Origin of the sequence: Dyadobacter soli (assembly GCF_900101885.1) — a bacterium.
Lineage (GTDB): Bacteria > Bacteroidota > Bacteroidia > Cytophagales > Spirosomataceae > Dyadobacter > Dyadobacter soli.
Genome location: NZ_FNAN01000013.1, coordinates 102,031 through 127,973, shown reverse-complemented (window position 1 = coordinate 127,973; position 25,943 = coordinate 102,031). Strand labels below are relative to the sequence as shown.

The following is a 25,943-nucleotide window of genomic DNA, read 5'->3' as shown; positions in this document are numbered from 1 at the left end:
TAGGCATTTACTTTAATTAAAACTATGTATCAAACTCATTTCCAGGCATTCCGCAAAAAGCGAATCCAGTTTTGGTTGAATATGTTATCGATGTCCTCGTCGGAATAGCCGCGGTTGGCCAGGATACTTTCGAACTTTTGCAGGTCGGCGATCGAATTCAGGTCCCAGGGTGACTGCTCGGTACCGAAAATGCCGTCGAGGTCGCTGCCGATGGCGATATGCCGGCTGTTACCGGCTATCTGGCAGATGTGATCCCAGTGATCGACCAGATGTGCCAGCCGAATGTCGAGCTGCCACGGGTCCGAAACCATATCGATAAACCGGATATCCATCGCCCAGCAATCGAGCATCCCGCCGATCACTGCGCCCCGTTCGATCAGCCGTTTGATCTGTTCGTCCGTCAATTGCCGCTGGTTAGGCACTATTTTACGCACATTATGGTGGCTCGACCAGATGGGCCCGTCATAAAAATCCATGACCTGATCAAAACCTTCGTCGGTCAGATGCGTGGTATCGAGGATCATACCCAGCCGGGACATTTCGCGCATTAATTCAAAGCCCAACGGCGTCACCTGCCCCTGCATTTTGGTACCGGGCGCATACCGCCCCGGCCCGAAATGCGACAGCCCCACGGCCCGCAGCCCGTAGTCGTGCGCCCGCTGCAAATACGACACATCCACCAGTGAATCAGCACCTTCCAGGCTCAGGATATAACCAATCGGCCGCTTTTCACCTTCCTGCAATGGTGTATTCCAAAGGGCCAGATGCGCTTCCAGCCCCGCGAGGTCGGTGAGCTGCACCATCTCGCCCAACACTTCCATTTCGCGGTACCAGGCCAGCTGCGCCTGCGTCATGGCCCAGGCTTGCTGGGGCGAGTTCCAGCCCGGCAAAGCACTGCCCGACGGCGTGTATCTCGCGAGCTGCGTCGCGACCACGATGCAAATATGGCCTTTCCGAAGCTCCGGCAGGCAAACGGTACCTTTTCCGCGGTCGTTTTTGTCTTTCATATGCATTTCCCGCTGCCGGATTTCATCCAGCGGACGCGTGAGGTCGCGGTTCCATTCGATGGCATTCATCGCCAGGTCGAGGTGCGCATCAAAAATCAATCTACTCATAATCAATTAGATCCGTTTCTGAATGGCACTACGGCCTCTTCGGAATGATTGTATTTCTCCATCAGTTCATGAATTTCCATGCTGAATTTAGCCAAAAGCCGTTCCCACTTTTCCGATTCGCCTTCCGCATATTGGTAAAAGCCTCCTCCTTCCTCCATCCTCCTTCCTCCCTTTTTAACAATGTCCGTAAAAAACGCTGGAAGTTCCGTATCCTTAGCGAGTTCACGGTTTAAGTCCTTCATCACCATGCCGTAAGCGTACGTGCCCATCAAATCCATATAGCGGAGATTCCCCGCAAAAGGCAGGTAATACCCGGCGTCGTTGCGGCAAGCGCGGTCGATATCCTCCACATTGGCATACCCGTTTTGAACCAGAAAAAATGCCTCACGTATGAGCGCTCCCCGCAGGCGCATGCGTATGCCCGTGTTTGCGCGGATCACGTAAGGGTCTTTGTTCCAGCAGGTTTTGGCTATTTCTTCCAGGTAATCGGCTGCCGACGCATTCGTGGTATCATTAGCAATTATTTCAAGAAAAAAAGTCTGGTCCGCCGGTTCCGTCCAGTTGAGGCCGATGATGCGCCCGGGGTACAATGCGTTTTCCTGCAAAATATCGAGGCCAATGCTTTCGGTATTAACGGCAATCAGCGTGTCGGCGGACACCTTTTCTTCAATCCCGCTGATCCAGGATTTTTTAACGTCCTGGTCCTCCTCCGTCACCAGAATCGCAAGCCTAAGCTCCCCTAACGGTGCATTCAAATCCGTCGCGACCCGAAAACCGGCCCGGTTCAGGCATTTTTCGATACCGGCTGCGATACGATGGCCCCCGAGCAGGAGCGCCGCCTCATTGCTTTCTTTCATCGGCTGATAGGCCCGAAGCCTCGTTTCAGATTTGTGCTAATACTTTTTCGGCGGTGATAATGGCTGTTTCAATGTCTTCATCGGTGTGTACAGCGCTGATATACCAAAGTCCCCGACCGATCACGCGAACGCCTTCCTCGTGCATGGCCGCGACGAATTTTCCCAGTTTTGCCTTGTCTGCTGCGAGGGTATCGCGGTAATCGTTTGTTTTTTCAATAGGAGTAAAACTCGTGGCAAACATCGGCCCCATTCCCTCCACCAGCATGGCTTGCCCGGTTTTAGCGGCTGCTTGCTGCAAGCCTGCCATCAGCATTTTGCCCAGCCGGAACATTCGTTCGTGGGGCTGTTCTTTTTCCAGGACCGAAATCGTAGCCAATGCCGCCGCTACCGTTGGATTACCCGCATTCATCGTTCCTGCGTGGATCACCTTCGCTTGCTCAATGAGCTGCATCCATTCATATTTACCCGCGATGGCGCTGATAGCGTAGCCGCTCGCGATGGCCTTGGCAAATATGGAAAGGTCGGGCGTGATGCCGAAATACGCTTGTGCCCCGCCCAGCGAGAGCCGGAAGCCGGTAATGACCTCGTCGAAGATCAATGCAATATCATTTTCCGAACACAAATCCCTTAAACCCTGCAAGAAGCCGGGCTTCGGTTCAATGCAGCCATTGTTGCACATCACCGGCTCGGTAATGATCGCCGCGATTTCGTGGCCGCGCTCAGCAACGGTTTTCCTCACCAGTTCAATGTCATTCCATGGCAGTATAATAAATTCATTTTCAACACCTTCCGGCAAACCCTGCGTCCACGGGAACACATTCGGCTGCTCGCGGCTACCCAACGCCTCAACGGACGGCGTACTGATGCCCCAGCAAACGTTATCCATCCAGCCATGGTAATGCCCCTCGAAACGCAAAAATTTCTGCTTGCCGGTCTTTGCACGCGCCACGCGGAAGGCCGTCTGCACCGCTTCGGAGCCATCCAGGCAAAACCGCATCAGCTCCGCCGAGGGGATTAGCTGGTTCAGTTTCTCAGCCAGCTCAATTTCTTTAATGTGCTGCCCTGCAAATAGTTGCCCTTCTTGCGAATATTCCGCAACCGCCTTCAAAACCTCGGGATGCGAATGCCCGAGAATGAGCGGCCCCTGGCTAAGCGTAAAATCGAGGTACTCGTTGCCGTCGACGTCGTAAATGCGGCTCCCGCGGCCGTGCGTGTAGAAGAGCGCGTGCGGGTGGTTATATTTTCTGAATTCGGAAGAAACGCCGCTGGCGAGCACTTTTTTGGCCCTTTCGAGCAATTCGGCGGATTTCTGGTAAGTTTTCATTGCAGATAGGCTTTTACTTTTTCGGCTGAATATTCGGCGGCGAGGCCATGGATTTCCTGGTTGAAACGGGCGAATGCCTCGTCCCACTGATGGCCTTCACCCGCCTCGTAGGAATAAAGTCCGCGGTCGTTATGGACGCCCCGCGCGCCTTCACGGACCATTTGCTGCATAATTTCGGGCACGTCCGTACGGTTGCTGAGTTGCGGAAAAATGCGGCCTAGAATGCTTTCGTAATCTTTGAGCCCCTCATAATCCATGCGCCTGAAAATACCCATCAGTGTCATCCAGGAGCCCGCGTCGTAGCGAAATGCCTTGTCGACGTCCTCCCGCGTGGCATGACCGCGCTCGATCTGGTGGAAAATCTCCCGGTAAACGGCGTACATGAGCCGGTTGGTGATAAAACCGCGGATGTCCTTTTTCAGCAAGGTAGGCTCTTTGCCCCATCCGTGAGCCATTTGAAACACGCGCTCGGCGAAAACGGGATCCGTTTGCTCGCCGCAGGTAATTTCCAGGAACCGGGTCATAAATGCAGGCTCGGCCCAATGGATACCCAGGAAACGGGCGGGGATTTGTACAAACTTTTGAAGCTCGCTAATCGGAATGGCGGAAGTATTGCTGCCGATAATACATTCGGCACTCACAGCGCCGGTAATCTTCTGATAAACAGCCGATTTAATCTCCTGCTTCTCGATCACGCATTCAATCACCAGTTCGCAACCGGCCAGTGCGGCGTAATCTTCGGAAACGGTAAGTGCATCGAGGTAAAGTTGTGTGGAACCGATCAGGTCAGCGTCGCGGCATTGCCGAAGCTGTCCGCCGATCCGTTCCGGTGCATGCGGCGCTTCCGTGGCAATTGGCGCGATGGCCCGCACCGGGTGCCCGGCCACAAGCAGGGCCGCAACAATGCTGCTGCCCATCAGCCCCAGTCCCACGACCCCCACCGGGGCCAAAGATGACGGTTCGTTCATATCTGTCAGGCAGGCAGTTTGACAATGCAGTCGATCTCGACTTTGATATTTTCGGCCAGCACGGACTGTACCGTCGTGCGGGCGGGTTTGATGGCGGGGAAATAGGTAGCGTACACCGCATTGTAACGGTCGAAATCCCGGATATCGGCCAAATGCGCCGTGCATTTCACCACATGCACCATGGTACCTCCCGCAGCGCGGATGATCGCGGCAATGTTATCCAGCGTGCGCGCCGTCTCCTCCTCGATCGTGCCGAGCACGAACTGCGACGTTTTGAAGTCGACCGAAGCCTGGCCGCTCACGAACAGGAAGCCGTCCACCAGCACGCCGTCGGAGTAGGCGCCGGTAGCGAAATTGGGGTCACGATCGGGATGAACTATTTTTTTCATGAAAACAAAATATAATTCTAGAAAATACCATCTTCACAAAAGTACATATCACCCCTCTTCGCATTCTCCTACTTTCCGCTGGATTACTGATACTATTTTTTACGTCCGTTTCAGGCGTTCAGGCCACCATCCATCAGGATATTTTCGCCATTGATATAGGCCCCGGCATCGGACGCCAGCAGTACCACCAACCCCTTGATATCGTCGTGGTTAGCCATGCGCCGCAGCGGTACTTTTTTGCAATAGTTATTCAAAAACGCCTCGGGTTGATTGTTGAACAGCCCACCCGGACTAATGCAGTTGAAGCGGATGTTGCTGGTCGCGTGCATTTGCGTCATGTAGCGTGTGAGGTTAATGAGGCCGGCATTGTGAAAAAAGTAGTCCGGCGGCAGGTCGCCCATACCCACGGTCCCTTCGTAATTGGACAAATCCGGGCCGAACATGCCCATCATCGACGCGATGCTGATCACGCTCCCACCCCCGCTCTGCACGATCAGATCCGTCATTTCGCGCATAATGTCCACCATTCCGGTCGCATTCACCTGCATCGACTCCTCGAATTGGCTTAGCGGCGCATTATAACCTTTCATAGGCCGCGAAACCGCATTGTTCACGAACCCGTCCAGCCGTCCGAACCTTTCCAGCACCCCGGCCTTCAATGCCACCACCGACTCATGTACGCCCTGATCCGCCTCCATCGCATGTACATCCAGCCCCTGTTCGCGGAACATCGCCGCCGTTCGCTCCGCAGAAGCCAGCTCCCGCGACGTGGTGATCACCGTGGCATCCGCCTCCGCCAGACCTTCCACAATGCATTTCCCATAATTCCCCGACCCACCCGTAACGAGGATGATCTTGTTTTTGAGGCTTAGTAATTGTTTGACGTTCATGTTGTTGATTCTTGATTTGACCGCCGACGGTCGACCGCGGACCGCCGATAGTGTTAAGGTTGTTGAGCGGGTGTCCTGTGCCGTGTCAGAGGAGGCTCCTCCGGAGCCAAACGTTCGATTTGATCATCATTGCTACAAACAGGGGGCCCCTCCGGGGCCGGGACATGCGACGACACATTAGCCGACGGTCGGCGGTCGGCGGTCGGCGGTCGGCGGTCGGCGGTCGGCGGTCGGCGGTCGGCGGTCACAACACCACCTCCTCCCCGCCCCGTTCCAAACTCTCCTTCGCGCCAATAATGACGCTCATAATCCGCTCGGTTTTCGCAAAATCCAGCCGCGGCTTGCCCTCTTCCAGCGATCGTATAAATTCAATAATATTATCCCGGAACATCGAGTACGAATTGCGGATATCGATCAGTTTCCAGCCATTTCGGCCAAAAAGCGAGATCTGGAACGTGCCGGTAATGTCCATGAACAGGTGCAGCATAATGTCCAGCCCGTCCGCCATTTTTAAATGAATAATCTCCTTATCCGGCTTACCGATGTGCCGTACCGAATGAGGCAACGGGTCACCGAGAATGCTGAAAATGCCTTCCAGCAGATGCACCCCGTATTTTTTCCAATCCTTCTTTCCTACCGCCGTCACAAGTTCCAGCTGACCGAAAGACTGCATTTCCTGCTTCGCAATGCGGCATTCGTTGGCATAGCGCATCGACGAGCACGACATCAGGAACTTCCCCGCCCGGTGTTGCGCCGCAAACCATTCCAGGTCCTCGCGCGAGCAGGTCAATGGCTTATCGATGAAAATCGGCACCCCGGCTTCAATGAACGGCCGGGCCATTTCACGGTGATTTTCAGGATCGTCGCGTGCGAGAATTACCGCATCCACTTCACCAATCATGGCTTCCAGGCTGGTAACGACATTTTCGATACCGGCCCCCTTCGCAATGCTCTCCGCGATCTCCGCTTCTTGTGCCCATACGTGCGTCACGCGAGCGACGCGTATGCCCAGCGTATCACGGTTCGCTTCGAGGTAAGCCGTTACCGCAGGATAACCCACACGGCTTATTTCATCCCCGTCAAATACCCCATTGATAATGGCCGACCAGGAGTAAGGATGCGCATTGCCCGGGCTCATGCCGATGATACCCAACCGGATTGGTGACCTTCGCCCATCGGTGGTTGGCGGTCGGCGGTCAGCTTGTTGCTCGTCGGAATACATGTTACTATTTCCGTTAATGGATTTGTTATCAAAGTTTTAACCGCCGAACTACTATCGCAGCCACCCCATCCTGTCCCAATGCGGCAGGTTCAGAAATTCCGGCTCGGGGTAGGCCATTTGGCTGGCGGTTTTTACGGTTTCTGGTTCCATTACCGCGCCGCTGGCCGTTGCCAGGGCCTGGTGCAGGTATTCGGGCTTGTCGATTCCTACGAGCACAGATGCAATGCTATCGAACGATAATGCAAATCGCGTTGCGAGCGTAGGCAGATCGGGAAACTCCGGGCCGAGCATTGCGTGGTAACTATCGATATGCCGCTCCACGTCCGCCAATGCAGAATGTAGGTTTTTACCCCGCTCGCTCAGCAAACCTTTCATCAAAACCGATCGCACCACAATGCCCACGCCATTCGCGGTAGCCTGCTCAAAACAAACCGCATGCCGCTGGTCCATCAGGTTAAACGGCAGCTGGATCACATCCCAATGTCCTTTCGAAACGGCTAATGCGGTTTCCTCAGCCAGGTAAGTCGAAACGCCCGTGGAGCGGATAATGCCCTGCTCTTTCAATTCCTGAAAAACCGCTGCAATCAATTCATTTTCAATAATTTCCAGATCGCCATAATGGAGCATATAAATATCTATATAATCCGTTTGCAGCTCGTGCAGGCTTTCTTTTAATGAGTTTTGAATAAAAGTTTTAAGCGCATGATCCGGCGGAAGGGCGCCACTTGAATCACGGAAGTGCCTGCATTTGGTCGCCAGCACAATATCCTGCCGTCTGGAAGCGAAAGCTTTGCCCATAATCGTCTCGCTTTCACCATATAACCGGGCCGTATCGAAGAAATTAATGCCTTTTTCTAACGCTTCATGCAGCAAACTGATCGCCTGACGCTCGGATAGCATATCCTCCCGCCCCTGCACGCCGATGCCATACGGCACGCCTATTTCCACGCCTCCGAAAGCAATCTCGGACACTTCCAAACCGGTATGGCCCAATGCTTTGCGTCTCATTGGGCCGAGGTGGTCTGGTTTTCAAGATAGGACTTCGACCCGGCTTCGGGCGTCGTTACGCCGGGCGTCGCTACGCCTGTGAAGGGTTTTACCAACTCCTGGCAATACCGCGTCAGCCCCACCACATCCGCACCGACGCTCACAAACTGGTAACCCATCGCAACAAGGTCTTTCAGGTTACCCGGCCCGCCGACTGTTCCGGCAAACTTGCCGTGCTTGCGGGCCACTTCTGCCACGCGAATGCGCGTTTCAAGGAGTTTGGGATGGTCCCATTGCCCCGGCGCCCCGATTCCCTGACTGAAATCGCCCGGACCGAAGAACAGCATATCATAACCTTCCAGCGCGGCGATGGCTTCCAGGTCTTCGAGCGGCTCGGGATCTTCGATCTGCAAAATAATGAACCGCTCACGGTTGGCTTCTTCGAGGTATGCATTGAAATCCATGGCTGTATAAGCGCCGTCGGCATTGCCGCCATCTATCGGGCGGAGGCCTTGCGGGTGGAAACGGGTCATGTGGATTACCTTCCGGGCATCTTCCAGCCCCATGATATGCGGTACCATAATGCCCGTCGCATCCATTTCGAGTGGTCGGATGTAATCGCTGTAACTCCCGCGCGGCACCCGCACGAGCAGGTCCGTATCCTGCGATTTCGCGGCCCATATGCACCCCGCCAGCACCGACCAGTCGAGCCCGATATGCTCCTGATCGGCCCATACACAGTCAAAACCACCGATTCCGGCGATTTCGGCCACGCGTGGCTCGGAAAGGTTCATTTTGAAACAACTTACAATTTCGCCCGCCCGCAACTTGCGCAGCACCCGGCTAGCCCGCATTTTCAAAGTATGTCGCTGTTAATGTAAAAACCGAATGTAATGTAACCCAAAAGTAGCGGCTCCCCAATTGGTCCGCTATTACTTTTATGGGGGATTCTGATACTATCTTTCACATTTGGGAATGCGGTCATAAATCCCTTAATTTAGAAAAGCATCAAAGCGAACATTATGACTGTTTTGCCAGCCAGCTTGCCGAAAAGCAAAGAGGAAAACGTCCCCGACAGCCTCATTCGTGAAGTGATCGCGGGAGAAGCATACTATTACAAAGGCTACAAAGACGTGATAGCCGGCACTATAACCAAAGAAGAAATAATGGGCAGCAGCGCATTGCAATCCGTGCTGATCATGGCCCTCGGCTTTTTTATCAAGTCGCGGCTCGATAATGCACGTTACTGGCTGGCTACGAACGAAGCAGGCCTTCACCTGGGCCCACAGAACAACCTGTCGGTGGATCTAGGCATTTTCCGGAAAGACGGGGTGAATCTGAACGATCAATACTTCCATTCCGCCCCGGAAGTGGCGATAGAAGTCGATGTGCGGATCGATACCGAGCACGACCTCGATTACATTTTCTCCAAATCAGCCGTGATGATCGACCACGGGACCGATACGGTAATCTGGGTCATGACCAGGCACAAAAAAGTGATGGTTATCCGCAAAGACGAGGATTCGGTTATTTACGACTGGGAACGCGACATTGCACTATTGCGACGCGCCGCAGACCCGATCGTGCTGAACCTTCAAAAATTAACCGAAGCCGAGCAAATTAAATGCTAACGGGCGCGCTGAGTGATTTTTAATATCGCATAAGCCGCTGCCGCACGTACATCATAGTCGGCCGCTGGGTCACCCAGCGGGTATTTATTCTCAAACATCTCCAATAACACCGGTAAATCATCTGCATTTCCTTTCGCAGCGAGCGCGAGGGCCATTTCGCTTCGTTCTCCTTTTGTCGCAGCCGTGGCATATTTTAAAAGTGCAGATTTAATCGGTGGCAGCTTTGCGTTGCCAGGATTTACAGCTGTTAGCCACGCTGTACTGAGCAGATTTACACGTGCAGGTGAAGTTTCCGCTTCCTGCAATGCCGCGCCGGCGACCAACTCCCAGTACCGCTCATCCAAACCACCCAACTGTCGTAATACGTAAGCCGAGATCGACTTTTTAGCCCCATCTGAGCCGGATAACGGTGTTAAATTTTTTACCAATTCTATTTTTACGGCTTCCATCTGCTTCGCCGAATCAAATGCTGTGCTCCAAATGGTGTACAATGCCAACGCCTGCGCGTTGCTTTGCAGCGTGCGATTGGTGATCGCTGGCGATTCGGTTAGCATCGAAATGCGAAGTTTGGCCAATGTCTCAGCGGCATGAATGCGGTCCGGGCCGTTTTCATCGAGGAAGGCTTCTTTAATCTTATTTAACCAAACCAGCCTTTCTGATTCATTTTCAGTACATTGAAACAACACCCGCCATATACCGACCCGGTATTGCGGCTTGGTACCGAGGCGTTTTGCTTCCTTGACAAATTCCGCTTTTACGCCTTCCGGATAACCCGCCCAAAGCAGGTATTCAGCCGCGTGTACTTTGACCCACTCCTCTTGTTCACGCAAAACCTGGCGTAGCAAGGCAATGCAAGCCTCTGTTTGCGCCGGTGACTGCGCGATGGATTGATTTGAAATAACCATAACTAACAAAATGAAAATGAATCGCATAGATCACCAGCTAGTCCAGCCGCCGTCGACGGCCATGTTGTGCCCGGTAATGTAGGTGGAGGCATCCGAAAGCAGGAACGCCACAGCCCCGGCAATCTCCGACGACTGACCCACACGGCCCAAAGGCGATTTAGCAGCCAGGCGCCCGATAAAATCCGGATGATTCGCCTGCACTTTCGGGTTAGGAAACGGGCCGGGCGAAATGCAGTTGCAACGCACCTGCGACCGGCCATAATGCACAGCCAGGTAACGGGTCATTTGGATAATGCCCGCCTTACCGACCCCGTATTCGATCGGATTTTTGTTCATCGGCTCCTGGTAGACCTCAGGATACGGCGATACCACGCCATACATGCTGGAAAACAGCACCATACTTCCCCGGCCTTCCGCCACCATGGCATTACCCACCTGCCGGCTCAGGGCCCAGGTCGCGGTGAGGTTGCCGTGGTTGACGCGGTCAAAATCTGCTTCGGTCAATGCGTCCATGGATTTGGCGGTAGTGAATGCGGTAAGGTTCGCCATGCCGTGCGGCACGCCCAATTGTGCCAGCCAGGTATTTACCTGGCTCTCGCAGGCGGAAATATCGGCGACGTCGGCATTACCTGTCGCTACTTTGCCTTCCAGGCCGGCATTTTTCGCAAATTCCGCGGCACGCCCTTCCAGATCGACGCATAATACCTCCGCACCCTGCGCAAGTAATGTTTGTACAACCGACTGACCCAGGTAGCCAGCCCCACCAAAAACCCATATGTTTTTCCCCGCGAGGCTAAACAGCTCTTTCATTTTATTTATCAATTAAAAACCTATCACTTATCAATTTGAAGAATTGTCCCGGCTATGTGCCTGGTGCCGTTGTCGATATTGAAATAATAGGTTACCAATACCTGTTTGTCGTTCAACTGCACGGCCCAGGGGTATCCTATGTCGTACCCGCCGCCGTCTTCACGCAGGACAATTTCTTTCGCCGTCGCGAAATCGGTGCATTCGGGATTGAGAATACGGGCGCGGATACCGAAAGGCTTGTGCCGGTAGCCGTAAACAAGCAGCACGCGCTTGTCGGGAAGGCGCATAGCTTGCAGCGGGTGGCCCTGAAAACCCATTTTCTCCCATTTTTCGAAGCTTTTTCCACCATCCGTCGAGCGTGCAATGCAGGCCTGATCGTCCAGTTCGGCCGAGCGCAGGAATGCTACGAGGTCGCCTTTCGGGGTTTCGTAAATGGATGTTTCATTAAATGAAGCCTTCTCGTCGGTGGCTACTACACACGAATATTTCCAGGTAAGGCCTTTGTCTTCCGAAATGAGCAGGTGATTGGTCGTCTTCTTAGGTTTGTTGGATTCGCTGGCGGCCGACACCCAGAAGATGCGCCCGTCCTTACCCTCGTACATCGCGCCGCGGTTATAAGCGGGTACGGGCTTCCCGTAAACATCCAGATTGATTTCCGGCTGAATATGAGGCGGGTAAATGGGGCCTTGCCAGGTTTTGCCACCGTCGGTAGAGCGCACGATGTAGCCGCCCAGAAATACTGCCTCGCCGGTCATGAAATAGGGTTGTTTCAGTTTTTCCATACCATCCGGGCGCAGAAACGCCCACCCATAACTCGCGCAGAGCAGGGTACCGTCGCGGAGTTGCAGCATGCAAGGGTCCTGCGAGCCGCCAAGCGAATGGGCATACAGGAGGTCGGGCTGTTTCGTCCAGTTAATACCGTCCTTCGACTTCACGGTCACCAGGTAGGCGTTCGGATCGACGTGGCTGCTGGCCTTCTCGCCAAAACCCCGCCGCTCAGGCGCCCGTCGGAATGCGACGAGGATTTCGCCGTCTTTCTTTTTCACCACCGAGGGAAATGTGGCGTAAAACTGCTTATCCTCGTAAATGACGACGTCGCGGACCTTGCGGACGCCGGGGACACTGTCGCCGGGCATTGCGGTACCCGCGGCGAGCGCGTTGCAAGTGAGCACAAATGCAGCAAGCAGTCCTGTTTTGAGCATTTTCATATCAGTAGTTTATTGTATTTCAAATCCATATCATTAAAACAACTTCCCCGGGTAATCCTCCTGCTGCCATGAACCGTCGGCAGGCCGGTTATCCCAAAGGTCGAGCCCCTCGAAAATCTGCTTCGAATCGTTGCGGTTTCCAAACTTCTCCGGCAGCGGCCGAAACTTTGCGGGCACGCCGTAAGCCAGTGAATTGGCCGGAATATCCTGCATCACCACCGCACCTGCGCCCACGAACACATTATCGCCGATAGTCACGCCCGGCCCGATGGTAGCGCCTCCGCCGATCACAACGTGGTTGCCGATGATCGCGCCCGCAATGCCCGCCTCGCGCATGGGTAGCGTGGCATTCAGGATATTGACGCCCGGGCCGATGAATACCATACTGCCGATCACGGTACGGCTCGGAATGTACACGTGGGCCATAATTTTGACACCTTTGCCGATTTTGATCCTTCCTTCGAGCGTGCTGCCGTGCAATATCACTACGCGATCGCCGATCTCGCATTCCGCGCGGATGAGCACGTTGTGCCCGCACGTGAAGCGGTGGCCGATGACGGTGTCGGCGTAGATGGTGGTGCCGCTGTGGATGCGGGGCCTGTGTCCGATCACCAGTGGTTTTTGCCAACCAGGGTACTGGTAGCCCAGCATCACATTGGGCTCTATCTCCGCGCCGGCGCCTATCTGGCAGTTCCTCATTTCGGGGGCGTTGGGCATATCAGTATCGTCTGGGTGCCCCCGGGTTGAAACCCGGGGTTGGGAAATGGGTCGAGCCGCCGGCTCTCTTCTGTATGATATAGTTCGAGCCACTGGCTCTCCGACAGCCTCCACTGCCGTCGGTTTCAACCGACGGTCATCGGGCAAATTGGGACAATTTGTTAATGGCAATAATAGCACAGGCGTCGCCTCCCGGCGCTTTGTAGGGCGGTACATTACCGCGGTAGCGGAAGTAGCCGGCCTGGTATTCGCGGTCGTCGCAAGCGGTGGCATCGGGGATGTAGCCGTAAGCGCCATCGGTGTAACCGCCGGTGAGCACGCAGGGTAATGCGGCTTCGTGCTTGATTTTCAGGCCCGTTTTTACAAATGGTTCGTAGGGCAAGCCCACAAAACCGACGTCGCCGAAGCGGGCTACCACAATGCTGATCGGCAGCTCGGTAGGCACGTTTTTCAGGTTGTTGGTCTTGTGCTGGTCCAGGGCCCACACGTACCAGGGCCGCACCGACTGCACCAACCGGGCGCGGTAGGGCGGCGTGAGGGCTTTCGGAAAGTTCATGCCCACGCACTCGTACGTGTTTTCATCTCCGGAATCGCCCCTTTTGATAAAATCATCGATCGAGTCCAGGTCTTTTTGCAAACTCGCCGGGCTTGGCAAAGGCGCGAGCGGCACATTCACGGCCTCTCGACTCCATTCCAGCCCGGTACGCTTCGATTTCCGAAGCGATTTCGCCGCTATCACAAACGTTTCGCCCAGTTGCTCACCCAGCAGTTGCGCTTGCTCAATCGTGCCCGTAAGCATATGTTTCGCATTGATATCGCCCCCGCAGCCCTGCACGAATGCTACTGGCGCGCCACCGAGGTATTGCGACAATTTCTCCGAGGCTACCTGCGGAAACTGTCCGTAACTCATCATTTTTTCGGGGTTGTAAGCTGCTACCGGGTGCCCGGTGAAGAACGAGAATGCCGCTACCGGCTTGTCCGAATTGTTTTTGAACACCACTACCATCGCTTCCGGGTCGATCAGGCCGCGATAACCTTCGCCGACGAGCATCCGGTCTTCCTCACGCATGAAATAGGTCTTTCCATTGATCCTGCGGCCTCGGCGGTTGTAGGTAATGCGGTTTTCCTCTGCCACGCCCCATTCCACGGTCACGGGTTCGAGTGATTTAGCCAGCTGCGCGGCGGCCTTGTGGAGTTTCTTCATAAAATCCTGCCCCAATTCCCAATTGAGCATCTGCGGAGTATTCGCCTGGGGAATTTTGGTGCTGTCCACGTGCAGCCAGGGAATAGTGTGGTTATGGGAAGACGACGTCACCACAGCTTCGGGAGCGATTTTCAATGTCTGCGACAAAATATTCACGCAGGCACTCCGCAACGGGCCGTTTTCGACGCCTAATGCCGATGTAAGGAAGCAAAGGCGGTTGTTACCTTCTTCCAAAAGGATCACCGTCGTTTTTAAATCACCGTGCACGATCTCGATCTTGTTACCGGTTTTGGTATGCCCGGCCGGCGTGCCCACTTTGGGCGTTACGGCGAATGTCTGACCCGATACTTTGAGCCCGTCCGCCGCATTGGCCCGCGCCAAACCAAGTACGAGCACGGAGCAGACGGCCATGCAGATTTTCTTCATAAGATAATGAATTACAGAGGTTCAGGAATAACGGGTATTTATGGCTGATCCGCGGATTCCAGCGTCTTGGTCTTTTCCGGGAGGCTTTTAGGTTTAATTCTAAAAAGTAACCAGGCACAAAAAAGCATCGTCAGTGCCGCCACTTGAAACATCGCGCTCAGGTTCACGTGCGCATCACGCAAGGCGCCGCCCGCGTAAATGCCGATGCCACCGACAATGCAGCTGGACAGGTTCAGAATGCCGTAACCGGTTGCCAGGTAGCGCTGGTCGGCCACCATGCAGAGGATGGGCATCATGTTGGCATCGAGAAATGGCCGGGCAAATGCATAAACCATAAATGCGGCCACTGCGAGCCACAACATATCGGTATTACTCGCCACAAAAATGGCAGGCGTGGCGATCACAAGCCCCAATGCGGGCAATAGAATGCGGGCGCGTTTGTTGGTTTTGTCCCAAAGATCGGCGATGGCGCCGCCGGATAGCACGCCCACCAGCATCGGCACAAAAAAGTAGGTGGTAGCGTAAACGCCGGCCTCTGTCTGGCTAAGATTGAAATGTTCCTTATAATAGGTCGGGAGCCAGCCGTTGATCATCCAGCTCACCACGCCCAGCAATCCCCAGGCCGCCAGGGCGATCAGATAGGCGGGCTGACGTACGAGGTTCCTAACCGCATCCCCGAAACCGATCACTTCCTTGGCCTTATCGTCCTCACGCGGCTGCGCAGGCGCGTCCCCGACGGGCAAGTCACTGGCCGACGCGTCTCTGAGGGAGAATGCGAGGATCAACGCATAGACAATTCCGATACCGCCAAACACGGCAAATGCAAAATTCCAGGTACGGCTTTCAGCGAGCCAGCCGCCGATAAAACCCAGGCTCTGACCAATGTACACGCCGGCCATATGAATGCCTACTGCTTTGGAGCGCGTCGGACCGCGGTGGTAATCGACGATCAACGCCAGTGCGGCGGGAATGTAGCAGGCTTCGCTGATACCCATCAATGCCCTGGTAATGAGCAACTCTTCGAAAGTAGTCGCCTGGGAAGTGAGCCAGGTGACCACCGACCAGACAAAAAGGCTCCCGATAATGACCCGGCTTCGATTGAAACGGTCGGCTAGAAAGCCGGCGGCCGGGCTCAGCAGGCCGTAAATCCACAAAAATATCGACGTAAGCAGCCCAAATTGCGCCTCGGTCATGGGAATAGCCGCGATAATGGATGATCGCATGGTCGTGATCATCATGCGGTCGAGGTAATTGAGCCCGCCGACAATACAAAGCATGGCTACGACGAGCCAGGCGTAGGCCGAAAGTTGGGGTTTAGGATTAGTCGCATTGGTCAGCATGCAATCGGTTTAGGTTTAGTAAAAATGGCCTTTTACAAAATTATCTCCCGCACAATGCCTGATCCTCTACTTTCTTGGGAATCTATGATACTATCTTTCAGAATAAAGATAAAACCCAATTTAGTTGAATTTCAGGGAATACAGGTCGCCATCTTTGATCGTGATCCGCAAACGAACCGGCTTCGACGCCCATTGCGATACATCGCTCCCACCCTTCCAGCGCACCACACGGCGGATCTCGTTGCCGATGATCGCAGGGCATTCGTCGATCGTAAAACCGGGAATGGGCTTGCCGGAAGCATCCTGCAATTCGATTCTTAATTCGCCGGCCGCCGACGTCGAATAGTTCATTTCCAGCTCCTTACCTGAAAAAGTAAATGGCTTTGTAATCACCTCACCGCCTTTGTAAGGTGCTGTGAGTGAAGCAAATCCGTCGATCCGCATCGAGTAGCGTTTCAGGTGCGCGGTAGGTTGCGCATATTCTTCATTCACAAAAACCGACATCTCGGTGTCGCTCGTCTGCACGACATTCAATGCCGGGTAATTCGACCGCGATACCCAGTTGGCGAGGCCGATGCCCGGCCGGATGTAAGAGTCCATAAAAGTGCGGTCATAGCTGTTCCCGCCGCGGCTCGACATCAGGATCGCATCCGAGCAATCATTGTAATATTTTGGATTGACATTCAGGCGTTTGGCATCGTCGTCGGATACCACTTGCCTGTTGGGCATAAACCGGGCACCAATGGCCAGGTAGATGTGCGGGGCACGGTAGTATGGGCTCGTTTGCTGGGTGTACAAATGTTCCAGCGGCGTGTCTCCGAAAGCCATCGGTACCGGCTCCGACCAACGCAGAAAATCATCGGAAGTTGTGCGGCTCACCGAGCGGAAGCCATTGAAACCATCGCCCGTCCACGTGCGGAAATAGCAAACATATTTCCCTTCGCTTTCCGACCAGAACGCGACATTCTGCGAATCGAACAGACCCTTTGTGAACACGCTTCCGGTCGCCATTTTCTTCCAGTGAATGCCGTCGGCCGATGTGTAGGCCATCAATCCGCTCTTTTTGGTCCCGCCCAATGCCTTGAATCGCTCGGCGGGTTTCACTTTGGGATTTTTGTCGAGAAAAGGGCTGAAATTATGCGTTACGGGTGCTTCGTTGGCGAGGATGGTATTGTTGTTTTTGGAGCCGTCGACGGTGTTAATGCCCAGGTCCGGCTTCGTCCAGTGCGTGCCGTCCTTCGATTCGGCGTAACAGGTCACTTCGGCGTCGTTACCGTCGGTGCCGGCATTGCGGACGCCCCGGTAATAGGCCCTCAGCAGGTCGCCGTCGCGAATGATCGTACAATATCCGCTGAAATTCCCCTCCCACGGCTTATCGAATTGCAGCACAGGGCCTTCATTATGCGGATGATGCAATTGGAGGCTTACATTCTGCAACCGATCGATGAGGTAATGATCAACGAAGATTTCCCTGCGGCTGCCTACATCCAGCGGCTGTTGCGCCTGGCTGAGCGAATGGATCAGCAATGCATGGAGAACCAGTAACAATCGTGACTTTCGCATGATGAGGGTTATTTTAAATACAAAATCAATCCTTTACTAACCTTACCGCCAGGCCCGCCGTCATGACAAAACTCTTCTTTTCCAACCGGTTATCCCGGAACGAAAGCGACCTGCAATAGCTGTTATCGACGAGGTAACGCGTGGTGGTCCACCAGTAGCCGGCCGCGCCCGCTTCAAAGAATGGGCCGCCGTAATATGCAGGTCCTTCGTGGCTGCGGTAGCCGCCCGGCAATGCATTGAAACGGCTATGGTTGTCGCCATTTCCATTGCCTTTCCAGCTTTTTATACTTTTCAGCGCTTTCCCGGCCTGCTCGTTTCCGCCCAATTCATCGGCGAGCCGCTGCCATTCAGCGTCCGCAGGCACATGCCAGCCCTCGGGCGCGAGCTTACGCTTGTCGGCGACGGCCCAGAAGTTGTATAATTTGCCCAAACCTTTCGCTTTCCCGGCATCCTGGCCGTAGTAGCACCAAGCCGGTTTGCCTTCAATGCAGGCTTTTTCCCAAGCCTGGTAAGTATTGGCCTCCATAATCGGGTCGCCGTTGCGGAATTGGGTGACGCCGAGGTTTTCGGTCGTCCATTCCTGGCTGCCGATGACGACGCTGGCCGGTTTGAATGGCAGTTCTGTTTTTCCAACCGCCGGCACGAGTACGGGTAGCGCCAGCAGAAAGGCTATTTTAAGTGTTCTAATCATTTCAAAAACTATTTAAAACTACTTGAAGCGGATGGAATACAGGTCGGCGTCTTTGAGATAAATGTGCAGTTGTACCGGCTTGCCTGCCCATGCCGAAAGGTCGGTTTTCCCGTTCCAGGTTACGGTGCGGGCGACTTCGTTTCCGACCAGCTGTTCCGAATCGAGCAGCGAGAAGCCGGGAAGGTCTTTGCCGTTTTCGTCCTGCAATGCAATGCGGACTTCGCCAATCGCGGAAGTGGAATAGTTGATTTCCAATGCTTTACCGGTGAATGTTAAAGTTTTAGTCTTTACGGCTCCGCCTTCATAGGGCGCATTGATACTGCTGAAACCATCGAGCCGCATGGAGTACCTCCGCAAATGCCCGGTCGGCTGAGCATAATCCTGATTGACATACAACGACATTTCCCCATCACCCACCGGCACGATGTTCAGCGAGGGATAGTTCGTCCGCGCCGACCAGTGGTTAAGCCCCATTGCCGGGCGAATGAATGCTTCCATAAACGTCCGATCGTACACATTACCGCCCCGCGAGGTCATCAGAAATGGCTCGGAAAGCCCCTTATGCTGGCCCGGATCGACCTTTAATTCATTCAGCTGATCCAGCGTCGCGATCTGCCGGTGCGGCACGAAACGCGAGCCGATGGCCACGTAAATGTGCGGCGCGCGGAAGTACGGGCTGGTTTGCTGGGTGTAAATGTGTTCGTAGGGGCGGTCGCCGAAAGTCATTTCGACGGGTTTGGACCAATGGAGGAAATCCGGGGAAGTAGCACGGCTTACCGAGCGGTAACCGCGGTCGTTGCCGCCGGTCCAGGTGCGGAAGTAGCAGACATACATTTGCTCGCTCTCCGACCAGAATGCCACATTTTGTGAATCCAGCAAGCCCTCATTGATCACTGCCTTTTCCTGCATCTTTTTCCAATCTTTTCCGTTCGCTGAAGCGAACGGCAAGAGACCGGTTTTGTTGGTGCCTCCTATTGCCTTGAACCTTTGGTTCTGCGGCGCGCTCGGATTGTTGTCCAGGAAGGGGGTGAAGTTGTGGGTTAGGGGGGATTCTTCTAAGATGATGTTGTTGTTTTTGCTGCCGTTGGCTTCTATGAGGCCCAGGTTTGGTTTTTCCCAATGGATACCGTCTCTGGATTCGGCGTAGCAGGTGTTGTCTTCCTTTTTGCCGTTGGCGCGCTGGTGGCCTCCTCGGTAGTAGGCGCGGTAGGTGTCGCCATCTTTGAGGATCGTGATGTAGGCGGGCGCATTGCTTTCCCAGGGCTGGTCGAAATGCATGACGGGGCCTTCGTCGCGCGGCGGATGCATGACCAGCCGCGCGCCCTTCATTTCACGAATGAGGAAACGGTCGGCGAAAATTTCCCTCCGGTCGCCAAGCGCTATCGTTTGCTTGGGATTGGGGCCGTCGTCGGTGGGGCGGCCATTGGTGGGGCGGCCACCCGTGGGGTCGCCATTGTTAGGGCCAATTGGCGCCCCAATGAAGCCTACTGAAAGTATGATCGCCAGCAGTGAAGCCGCTATGTTAAATCTGTTTTTCAGCATCAATAACCCGGATTTTGTTTAACCAAAGGTTCAAGACTTAATATCGTCTCGCCCAGCGGGAATAGCAAATCGTTTTCCGTCTTCCCTTTCAATAGGGGCACTTTTTCCAGTGCTTTTCCAAATCTTACGAGATCCCACCAGCGCTTTCCTTCCTGGGCAAGTTCGAAAAGCCGCTCCTGCAAAATGGCTTCGTCGTTAGCCGCTTTGGTGCCGTTTACGAACGTGTGGGCTGCAAATTTGGCCCCGTAAGCACGTTTGCGGATCATATTCATCGCTTCCGACGGGTCCTGCCCGAGGCCGTTCTGCGCTTCGGCTTTCATGAGGATAATATCGGCGTAGCGGTAGAGGATCAGGTCATCGTACATCACGCGCACACCGCCGGTAATGACGCCCGGCCATTTCTGATCGATATTATACAGGAAGCTCGTCACGCCTTCTTTGGTCTGGTTCACTTCGATAAATGTCGCATTCTTGCGGGCATCATCGTCGCTGAACTGCTTGGTAACCAACTGGGACATTTGCCAGTAACCATCCTTGCCCGAGTACGGCAAAAGCTTGTCGATCACGCTCTGCGGGGTGAATGGGGCCGTCGGAGCTGCCAACGGAGTCACCCCGCCGAACACCGAGCGGCCGGTAGATTCGCCCTCCGCGAACCGCACGGCCAGGATTACCTCCTTGTTCCCCTTATTTGTAAATGCAAAAACCTGACTGAAATCGCCCAGCAGCTGCACGTCACTCTTCTCGACTTCCGCAATAGCCGTAAGCGCTGTATTAAAATCCGCCGCGCCGCCATTCAATCTTTTGGCAGTCCAGAGGAAAACATCCGCTTTGAATGCATTCAAGGCCGGTTTCGACCACCTTACCCGGCCGGTTGGAATATTATTGGAAGGAAAAAGGGCCAATGCGCTCTCGATATCCTTTTTAATCATAGCAAATACCTCTGCTTGCGGCCTGCGTTCCTTGTAAATGGTCGAGGGGTCGAAGCCTTCGGTTGGCTGGTCGAGCAAGATCAGGTCGCCCCAGGTTTTGGTCATCATAAAATAGATGAATGCACGCATGGCATAGGCCTGGGCGAGGATTTCATTCTTGTCGGATTCAGCCGTAAACTGGATCGTAGGGACGTATTTCAGGATCATGTTCGCGTCGTGTACCACCGAGTACATGGCCGTCCAGTCGGGGCCGGGGTTCACGCGGCTGAGGCTGTTGGCGAATGCGAAAAAGTTAATGGACGGGTCGAAACCGAAGTTTTGGACCCACATTTCGCTCCGGGCCTCTCCCCAGACGAAAAAGTTGGTCGCCGCCTGCGTACGCATCCGTACGTACATGCCGTTGAGCGCGCCGCGTGCCTCCTCGGGCGATTTCCAGAACGAGGTATTGGTGATCTGGCTGATCGGCTTCAGTGTCAGATCGTCCGTACAGGCCGAAAACATCGCCACGGCCATCAGAGTCGCTATCAGTTTTCGCATGATGGGTTTCATATATTATGCGGTTTGGAATGTTGGGTTTTCTTAAAATGCCGGTACGAACTGCACGCCGAAAATGAAGTTGCGGGGCATCGGGTAGCGGCCGTTGTCGGTACCGCCTTCCTCGGGGTTGAGACCGGTGAATTTGGTAAAGTATTTCAGGTTGTTGGCCGTCACATGCAGGCGCAGCGAGGATATTCGCTTGCCTACGACGGATTGCGGGAAGTTGTAGGACAATGAGATCTCGCGCAGGCACAGGAAATCGCCTTTTTCGTAGTAATACGAGTTCCCGCGGTAGAGGTTCGACTGCTGGTTCTGATCGGCCCAGTAGTAGCGTGGAATGTCGGTAACGTCACCCTGTTTCTGCCACGAGCGCGTAACCGCTTTGGAAATAGCATTCTGGCCCGAGAAGTTACCCAGCACGCGTGCCCGGGTTTCATTGTAAATCATATGGCCCAAAGTGTAATCCATCCGCACAGTCAGCCCGAAACCTTTGTAGTTTAACCGGTTGGTAAATCCGCCGGTCCATCTTGGATACGGGTTCCCCATGTAAATGCGGTCCTTATCGTCGATAATGCCGTTTCCGTCGGTATCCTGCCAGTTCACATCACCGCCATGCTTGGTTTTATCGGTTCCGACCACCAGCATATCCTTCGGGCCGGCAGCGGCTTGCTCGTCGGTCGCGTAAATGCTCAGTTGTTTGTAGGCAAACATATCCCCTATCCGCCCGTCTTCCTGCAAGCCTCCTTTCCAGGCATATGCATTGGCAGACGGGTCCCAGATGTTCACGCCGCCGATGCGGTTGTGCTCGATGCCATTGTCAGGCAGTTCGAGAATCTTCATTTTAACATAACTCGCATTCAGCGAAGCCGTCCATTGAAACTCCGACTGCGGGGAAAGGATCGACGCATTCAGTTCAAATTCCAGACCCTTATTTTCCAGGCTTCCCAGATTCGTGAGAATGCTCGTAAAACCGGTGGTACGGGGCAATGCAAGGTCGGTGAGCAGGTTGTCGGTCACGCGGCGGTAAATATCGAACACCCCCGAAATGCGGTTGTTGAACAGGCCGAGATCGAAGCCGAAATTGAGCGTTTTGGAGCGCTCCCACTGCAATGCGGGGTTGGCCAGCGCCGAATTGTAGATCGCCGCGTCGCCATAATAGCGACTGCCCACGTCATAAGCCCCCTGCGCCTGGTAATTACCAAGTCCGCTGATATTACCGTTCACACCGTAGCTCCCCCGCAGTTTCAGGCTGTTGACGGCCTGCGGCATACCTTTCCAGAAATCCTCGCGGTGCAGGTTCCAGCCGAGCGACACGCCCGGGAAAAAGCCCCATTTGTATTCGGCCCCAAGATTGGATGCACCATCGATGCGCGCATTCACGCTGAGCAGGTATTTCTGGTCAAAATTGTAGTTGATCCTTCCAAAATAGCCGTACAGTAATTGTTCCGACTCGGTGCCCGTCACGCTCCACGGCGTCGCCGAGGCGTTCAGCGTTGGGATAAGATCGGAAGCGGCATTGCGCCCCACTGCGGTCACATCGCGGGTCATCGCTTTGAAATACGAGTAGCCGAGCGTTCCCTCGAAATGGTGCAGGCTGCCAACGGATTTGACATAATTGAGCACCGCATCGGCCTGTCGCTGCACGAGGTTCGTCTCACCGAATGTGGCCTCGCGGTTCTGATTAAGTACCAGCGGGCCGTCGAGGTAGGATTTCAGGAAGCTGCGGCGGGCGAAATTGTTGTTGATCAGCGACACCTGCGGTCGGAATGTGAGCCCCGGCACGATCTCCCATTTACCGCCTACCACAAACATATAGTTGTCGCGGCGGCGCTTGGCATCGTACCGGCTGATGTAATACGCCGGGTTACCATTCGTGAAAAGCCTTCCGGGTGCCAGCGAACCATCTTCGAACTGGTATTTCGACGTCTGCGCGGTATTGATATTGTTTTTGAAAACAATCCCGACATCCGGCACCTGGTTGTCGTCGACATTGGCATAATTGATACGGCTGAAAAAATTAAGGTTTTTGGTCACCTGCGCGTCGCCGTTCACATTCAATGTTACACGCTGGTAATCTGTATTAATAGAAATACCCTGCGCATTCAGGTAACCTACCCCCATACTATACCGCACCTTTTCCGAACCGCCCGAAACCGACAGGTTATGATCATGGGTATAGGCAGTCCTGAATATCGTTTTCTGAAAATCGGTGCCTTTGAAAATCAGCGTCTTGCTCGCGTCGAGCGGATCTGGAGCGGTTTCCCATCTGGCGCCCCACTGGTCGGCAGGGAGGCCCAGGAGGTGCTCGTTATCGGCGCTGAGGTACATGGTGGTGAATGCCGTCTTGTTAGTCAGGTCGTTACCCGTGCCGCCTGCATTGGCTTGCGTAAGGAACGCCAGCGTGCTCGGCGCCTTCACCCCGCTCGCCGCGATACCGAGCCGCATGAATTTGATAAAATCCTTTGCGTCAGCCAGTTCATAGAGCTTCCCCACTTTCGAGCTGGTGAGGTTATAGTTGTACGAAACCTGCATCCGTCCGCTTTTACCGGATTTTGTTTCTACTATAATTACCCCATTGGAAGCCCTGGAACCATAAATCGACGTCGAAGCGGCATCCTTCAACACTTGTATCGATTCGATATCGGCGGGGTTGATATGGTCCATATCGCCGCGGATTACACCGTCGACTACATATAAGGGCGTCGAACCATTGGGATTGTTAATGGAAGTTCCCCCACGCAGGATCACGCGTGGCCGCTCGCCGGGCTGCCCGGACGTGCTCTGTACGCGCAGGCCCGGGATGGTTCCCTGCAATGCGGAAGCCGGGTTGGCGTAGGTAACGTTCTGCATTACACGCGTGTCGAGTTTGGCGATCGAAGTCGTCACCGTCTCCCGCGACTGCGTTCCGTACCCCACCACCACCACTTCGTTCAGTACCGAAATATCGGCCGCCAGTTTCACGTCCACCACCGAGCCATTGCCCACAGGCACCTCCTGACTTTTATAACCGATAAACGAAAAGATCAGGCGGGCATCGTCACCACCGGCATTGATGGTATAATTCCCGCCCGCATCCGTGCTGGACCCGGTGGTGGTTCCTTTCAGCTGCACATTCACCCCCGGAAGCGGCTCGTTTTTCTCGTCCGTCACCTTACCGGAGATCTTCCTGGACTGCTGGCCCCATGCATTTCCGCCGGCCAGGCACCCCATCAACAGCAACCAAAGAGCGCACCTACAAAGAGAAAGATTTAATAAAATTTTCTTTTGCATAATTATTAGCTTAGAAGGTTTTGCAACATGAGTATTTGACAAAATTACCTTCTAGCAAATCCGGGTTCCGCTACTTTTGTTTGCTTTTGTGGTACTATTTTTCAAGGGGATACGCAGCAAACCAAGAAGTTAGGCAAACGTGCTTCCACGAATGCAAGCAGTGGCTTATCTGGGCTTCGCCACCTCGCGCAAGCGCAGCATCGCATTGATCACAGCCTGCTGGTAAGTGCCGGTTCGGGTAGTATTATACTTGTCCAGTTCGGTTATCAGCGTGTCGAGGTAGATGAATTTCCGGTTATTAATGTAGTGATTTCTGATCCGCTCGGCGTCTTCATGGTGGCCGAGGTTACGCGCGATCACGACCTCCCCGGCGCGTACGAAGTGCTCGTACAGGCAGGTTTTCCAGGCCGGGTAGCCCTGGGGGCTCATCGCGTCTTTGATCGGATCGAATAGCGTCCCGGTATCGCGGATCAGCTCTTCGGGTACGCGGTCCACGCAGGGGTTTACAAATGAATGCCCGAATTCGTGGGTACTGAGTTCCAGCAAATGCTTTTCATCGGCGAAACCCATGTCGAGCTTCGTGGAATCGGTCCATTGCTGGCTGGCGAATGTGCCGAAAACATGGAATGCGTGGCGCTTGCCGCCGGATTCGTACTTCGCGCCGAAGCCCATGCCTGCAGGGAGCGTGAGGCTGGGTATCAGGTTGTAGCTATCGAAATGTCCCTGGTAGAATGCCTCCATAGCGGGCAGGAACCGGTCGTCGGGCAGGCCGGCAGTCACTTGCGCGGCGGCATTGGCATACAAATTCCGGCTTTGCGCGAGGTAAGTACCGAACCCGACCTCCTGGTACAAGCCGTTCATCGCTTCGAGAAAGGCGCTGGCATTCTTTTTGGCCTCTTCCTCGTCGCCTGTGGCTGAAAAGCGCAGGTAGTAAGCGGGTGCAATCTGCGGGGTCAGTTTGGCATTGGGAAAATCTTCGAGCTGAATCAGCAGGTTAATGAAATAGTCGAGCCAGATGTCCTGCGCGTAACCGACTGCGACGGCCAGGTGCTTGCTGCCGGCGAAGGATTTGTATCGGTGGTAAAGATCGATCCCGTAGGCGTAACGCTTGCGGTCTTTTTCAGAATAGGACGCGGTTTCGGATTGGGCACCTTCATAGCCCAGGAAATAGACAAAGCCCAGCAGCTCGACATTGGTATTTATTTTGACCTGAAACTGTGTGTTGGCTGCATTGCAATGAGCAGAAGGAACTAATGCATAAGCATAAGGCGCAACGAGGATGGCTAACAGAAGCAAAGCGTGTTTGAGCATAACCTATTTTTGATAAATGAATGCTGCAAAACAAATGACCGGACACGAGCCAAGCGCCCGGAATAGGCGTCCGGACGTCCGGAATCGTGTTTTCGGACGCATTTTTT

Annotated in this window: 22 protein-coding genes; 1 reads left to right on the top strand and 21 read right to left on the bottom strand. The window is 54.3% G+C overall.

Annotated features, from left to right (window positions below; genetic code table 11):
• Positions 1–35: 35 nt before the first annotated feature.
• The 9 genes from BLQ88_RS22030 to BLQ88_RS21990 all read right to left on the bottom strand — a co-directional run bounded on the left by BLQ88_RS22030 (position 36) and on the right by BLQ88_RS21990 (position 8,606).
• A complete protein-coding gene (locus BLQ88_RS22030; RefSeq protein WP_090154497.1) occupies positions 36–1,115 on the bottom strand; it encodes a dipeptidase in 1,080 nt (359 codons plus the stop codon).
• Positions 1,116–1,117: 2 nt separating this feature from the next.
• On the bottom strand, positions 1,118–1,972 hold the full coding sequence (locus BLQ88_RS22025) for a 3-hydroxyacyl-CoA dehydrogenase family protein (RefSeq protein WP_090154496.1): 855 nt from the start codon (positions 1,970–1,972) through the stop codon (positions 1,118–1,120).
• Positions 1,973–1,997: 25 nt separating this feature from the next.
• Positions 1,998–3,296 (bottom strand): aspartate aminotransferase family protein, encoded by a 1,299-nt coding sequence (locus tag BLQ88_RS22020; RefSeq protein WP_090154494.1) that lies wholly within the window; start codon positions 3,294–3,296, stop codon positions 1,998–2,000.
• The gene (locus tag BLQ88_RS22015) at positions 3,293–4,264 is read right to left on the bottom strand and encodes a 3-hydroxyacyl-CoA dehydrogenase family protein (protein ID WP_090154492.1); all 972 of its coding nucleotides are present in this window, start codon (positions 4,262–4,264) and stop codon (positions 3,293–3,295) included. Before BLQ88_RS22015 ends, BLQ88_RS22020 begins: the two co-directional genes overlap by 4 nt.
• Positions 4,265–4,269: 5 nt before the next feature.
• Positions 4,270–4,653, bottom strand: a complete 384-nt coding sequence (locus tag BLQ88_RS22010) for a RidA family protein (protein ID WP_090154490.1) — start codon at positions 4,651–4,653, stop codon at positions 4,270–4,272.
• A 110-nt stretch (positions 4,654–4,763) separates the two neighbouring features.
• Positions 4,764–5,543 (bottom strand): SDR family oxidoreductase, encoded by a 780-nt coding sequence (locus BLQ88_RS22005; protein WP_090154488.1) that lies wholly within the window; start codon positions 5,541–5,543, stop codon positions 4,764–4,766.
• A gap of 244 nt (positions 5,544–5,787) precedes the next feature.
• The gene (locus BLQ88_RS22000; protein WP_090154486.1) at positions 5,788–6,765 is read right to left on the bottom strand and encodes a Gfo/Idh/MocA family protein; all 978 of its coding nucleotides are present in this window, start codon (positions 6,763–6,765) and stop codon (positions 5,788–5,790) included.
• 51 nt (positions 6,766–6,816) lie between these two features.
• Entirely contained in the window at positions 6,817–7,773 is a 957-nt protein-coding gene (locus BLQ88_RS21995; protein WP_176885061.1) for an aldo/keto reductase, read from the bottom strand.
• Entirely contained in the window at positions 7,770–8,606 is an 837-nt protein-coding gene (locus BLQ88_RS21990; protein ID WP_176885060.1) for an HpcH/HpaI aldolase family protein, read from the bottom strand. The genes BLQ88_RS21995 and BLQ88_RS21990 overlap by 4 nt, the downstream gene beginning before the upstream one ends.
• A 168-nt stretch (positions 8,607–8,774) precedes the next feature.
• Here BLQ88_RS21990 and BLQ88_RS21985 point away from each other — a divergent pair, with 168 nt between their 5' ends.
• Positions 8,775–9,383: a hypothetical protein gene (locus BLQ88_RS21985; protein WP_090154482.1), complete on the top strand. Its 609-nt coding sequence runs from the start codon at positions 8,775–8,777 to the stop codon at positions 9,381–9,383.
• Here the strand turns inward: BLQ88_RS21985 and BLQ88_RS21980 are convergent.
• The 12 genes from BLQ88_RS21980 to BLQ88_RS21920 form a co-directional block, all read right to left on the bottom strand.
• Positions 9,380–10,315 (bottom strand): hypothetical protein, encoded by a 936-nt coding sequence (locus BLQ88_RS21980; protein ID WP_143016903.1) that lies wholly within the window; start codon positions 10,313–10,315, stop codon positions 9,380–9,382. The genes BLQ88_RS21985 and BLQ88_RS21980 overlap by 4 nt on opposite strands.
• Positions 10,316–10,318: 3 nt before the next feature.
• Positions 10,319–11,098 carry an SDR family oxidoreductase gene (locus BLQ88_RS21975; protein WP_090154479.1) on the bottom strand — a complete coding sequence of 260 codons (780 nt, stop codon included), beginning with the start codon at positions 11,096–11,098 and terminating at the stop codon, positions 10,319–10,321.
• 23 nt (positions 11,099–11,121) lie between these two features.
• Complete coding sequence (locus BLQ88_RS21970; RefSeq protein WP_090154706.1) at positions 11,122–12,300, bottom strand: sialidase family protein; 1,179 nt, start codon at positions 12,298–12,300, stop codon at positions 11,122–11,124.
• 39 nt (positions 12,301–12,339) lie between these two features.
• On the bottom strand, positions 12,340–13,005 hold the full coding sequence (locus BLQ88_RS37455; RefSeq protein ID WP_218132942.1) for an acyltransferase: 666 nt from the start codon (positions 13,003–13,005) through the stop codon (positions 12,340–12,342).
• Between the two features lie 154 nt (positions 13,006–13,159).
• Positions 13,160–14,653, bottom strand: coding sequence for a hypothetical protein (locus tag BLQ88_RS36795; RefSeq protein ID WP_176885058.1), 1,494 nt, complete (start codon positions 14,651–14,653; stop codon positions 13,160–13,162).
• Between the two features lie 38 nt (positions 14,654–14,691).
• Positions 14,692–15,993: an MFS transporter gene (locus BLQ88_RS21950; RefSeq protein WP_090154471.1), complete on the bottom strand. Its 1,302-nt coding sequence runs from the start codon at positions 15,991–15,993 to the stop codon at positions 14,692–14,694.
• A gap of 120 nt (positions 15,994–16,113) precedes the next feature.
• On the bottom strand, positions 16,114–17,556 hold the full coding sequence (locus tag BLQ88_RS21945; protein ID WP_090154469.1) for a glycoside hydrolase family protein: 1,443 nt from the start codon (positions 17,554–17,556) through the stop codon (positions 16,114–16,116).
• Positions 17,557–17,581: 25 nt separating this feature from the next.
• The gene (locus tag BLQ88_RS21940; protein WP_090154467.1) at positions 17,582–18,247 is read right to left on the bottom strand and encodes a fibrobacter succinogenes major paralogous domain-containing protein; all 666 of its coding nucleotides are present in this window, start codon (positions 18,245–18,247) and stop codon (positions 17,582–17,584) included.
• A gap of 18 nt (positions 18,248–18,265) precedes the next feature.
• Positions 18,266–19,789, bottom strand: coding sequence for a hypothetical protein (locus BLQ88_RS21935; protein WP_090154465.1), 1,524 nt, complete (start codon positions 19,787–19,789; stop codon positions 18,266–18,268).
• Positions 19,789–21,267 carry a RagB/SusD family nutrient uptake outer membrane protein gene (locus tag BLQ88_RS21930; RefSeq protein ID WP_229212806.1) on the bottom strand — a complete coding sequence of 493 codons (1,479 nt, stop codon included), beginning with the start codon at positions 21,265–21,267 and terminating at the stop codon, positions 19,789–19,791. The genes BLQ88_RS21935 and BLQ88_RS21930 overlap by 1 nt, the downstream gene beginning before the upstream one ends.
• A gap of 30 nt (positions 21,268–21,297) precedes the next feature.
• A complete protein-coding gene (locus tag BLQ88_RS21925; RefSeq protein ID WP_229212805.1) occupies positions 21,298–24,465 on the bottom strand; it encodes a SusC/RagA family TonB-linked outer membrane protein in 3,168 nt (1,055 codons plus the stop codon).
• Between the two features lie 225 nt (positions 24,466–24,690).
• The gene (locus BLQ88_RS21920) at positions 24,691–25,836 is read right to left on the bottom strand and encodes a DUF4932 domain-containing protein (RefSeq protein ID WP_090154462.1); all 1,146 of its coding nucleotides are present in this window, start codon (positions 25,834–25,836) and stop codon (positions 24,691–24,693) included.
• Between the last annotated feature and the right edge of the window lie 107 nt (positions 25,837–25,943).

Bases quoted from the DNA above. Each gene is read 5' to 3' on its own strand.
- BLQ88_RS36795 (WP_176885058.1), bottom strand. From the start codon at position 14,653: ATGAAGAAAATCTGCATGGCCGTCTGCTCCGTGCTCGTACTTGGTTTG.
- BLQ88_RS22020 (WP_090154494.1), bottom strand. From the start codon at position 3,296: ATGAAAACTTACCAGAAATCCGCCGAATTGCTCGAAAGGGCCAAAAAA.
- BLQ88_RS21945 (WP_090154469.1), bottom strand. From the start codon at position 17,556: ATGCGAAAGTCACGATTGTTACTGGTTCTCCATGCATTGCTGATCCAT.
- BLQ88_RS21975 (WP_090154479.1), bottom strand. From the start codon at position 11,098: ATGAAAGAGCTGTTTAGCCTCGCGGGGAAAAACATATGGGTTTTTGGT.
- BLQ88_RS21995 (WP_176885061.1), bottom strand. From the start codon at position 7,773: ATGAGACGCAAAGCATTGGGCCATACCGGTTTGGAAGTGTCCGAGATT.
- BLQ88_RS21970 (WP_090154706.1), bottom strand. From the start codon at position 12,300: ATGCTCAAAACAGGACTGCTTGCTGCATTTGTGCTCACTTGCAACGCG.
- BLQ88_RS22005 (WP_090154488.1), bottom strand. From the start codon at position 5,543: ATGAACGTCAAACAATTACTAAGCCTCAAAAACAAGATCATCCTCGTT.
- BLQ88_RS22030 (WP_090154497.1), bottom strand. From the start codon at position 1,115: ATGAGTAGATTGATTTTTGATGCGCACCTCGACCTGGCGATGAATGCC.
- BLQ88_RS21990 (WP_176885060.1), bottom strand. From the start codon at position 8,606: ATGCGGGCTAGCCGGGTGCTGCGCAAGTTGCGGGCGGGCGAAATTGTA.
- BLQ88_RS21930 (WP_229212806.1), bottom strand. From the start codon at position 21,267: ATGAAACCCATCATGCGAAAACTGATAGCGACTCTGATGGCCGTGGCG.
- BLQ88_RS22000 (WP_090154486.1), bottom strand. From the start codon at position 6,765: ATGTATTCCGACGAGCAACAAGCTGACCGCCGACCGCCAACCACCGAT.
- BLQ88_RS21925 (WP_229212805.1), bottom strand. From the start codon at position 24,465: ATGGGGTGCCTGGCCGGCGGAAATGCATGGGGCCAGCAGTCCAGGAAG.
- BLQ88_RS22015 (WP_090154492.1), bottom strand. From the start codon at position 4,264: ATGAACGAACCGTCATCTTTGGCCCCGGTGGGGGTCGTGGGACTGGGG.
- BLQ88_RS37455 (WP_218132942.1), bottom strand. From the start codon at position 13,005: ATGAGGAACTGCCAGATAGGCGCCGGCGCGGAGATAGAGCCCAATGTG.
- BLQ88_RS22010 (WP_090154490.1), bottom strand. From the start codon at position 4,653: ATGAAAAAAATAGTTCATCCCGATCGTGACCCCAATTTCGCTACCGGC.
- BLQ88_RS21940 (WP_090154467.1), bottom strand. From the start codon at position 18,247: ATGATTAGAACACTTAAAATAGCCTTTCTGCTGGCGCTACCCGTACTC.
- BLQ88_RS22025 (WP_090154496.1), bottom strand. From the start codon at position 1,972: ATGAAAGAAAGCAATGAGGCGGCGCTCCTGCTCGGGGGCCATCGTATC.
- BLQ88_RS21950 (WP_090154471.1), bottom strand. From the start codon at position 15,993: ATGCTGACCAATGCGACTAATCCTAAACCCCAACTTTCGGCCTACGCC.
- BLQ88_RS21980 (WP_143016903.1), bottom strand. From the start codon at position 10,315: ATGCGATTCATTTTCATTTTGTTAGTTATGGTTATTTCAAATCAATCC.
- BLQ88_RS21920 (WP_090154462.1), bottom strand. From the start codon at position 25,836: ATGCTCAAACACGCTTTGCTTCTGTTAGCCATCCTCGTTGCGCCTTAT.
- BLQ88_RS21935 (WP_090154465.1), bottom strand. From the start codon at position 19,789: ATGCTGAAAAACAGATTTAACATAGCGGCTTCACTGCTGGCGATCATA.
- BLQ88_RS21985 (WP_090154482.1), top strand. From the start codon at position 8,775: ATGACTGTTTTGCCAGCCAGCTTGCCGAAAAGCAAAGAGGAAAACGTC.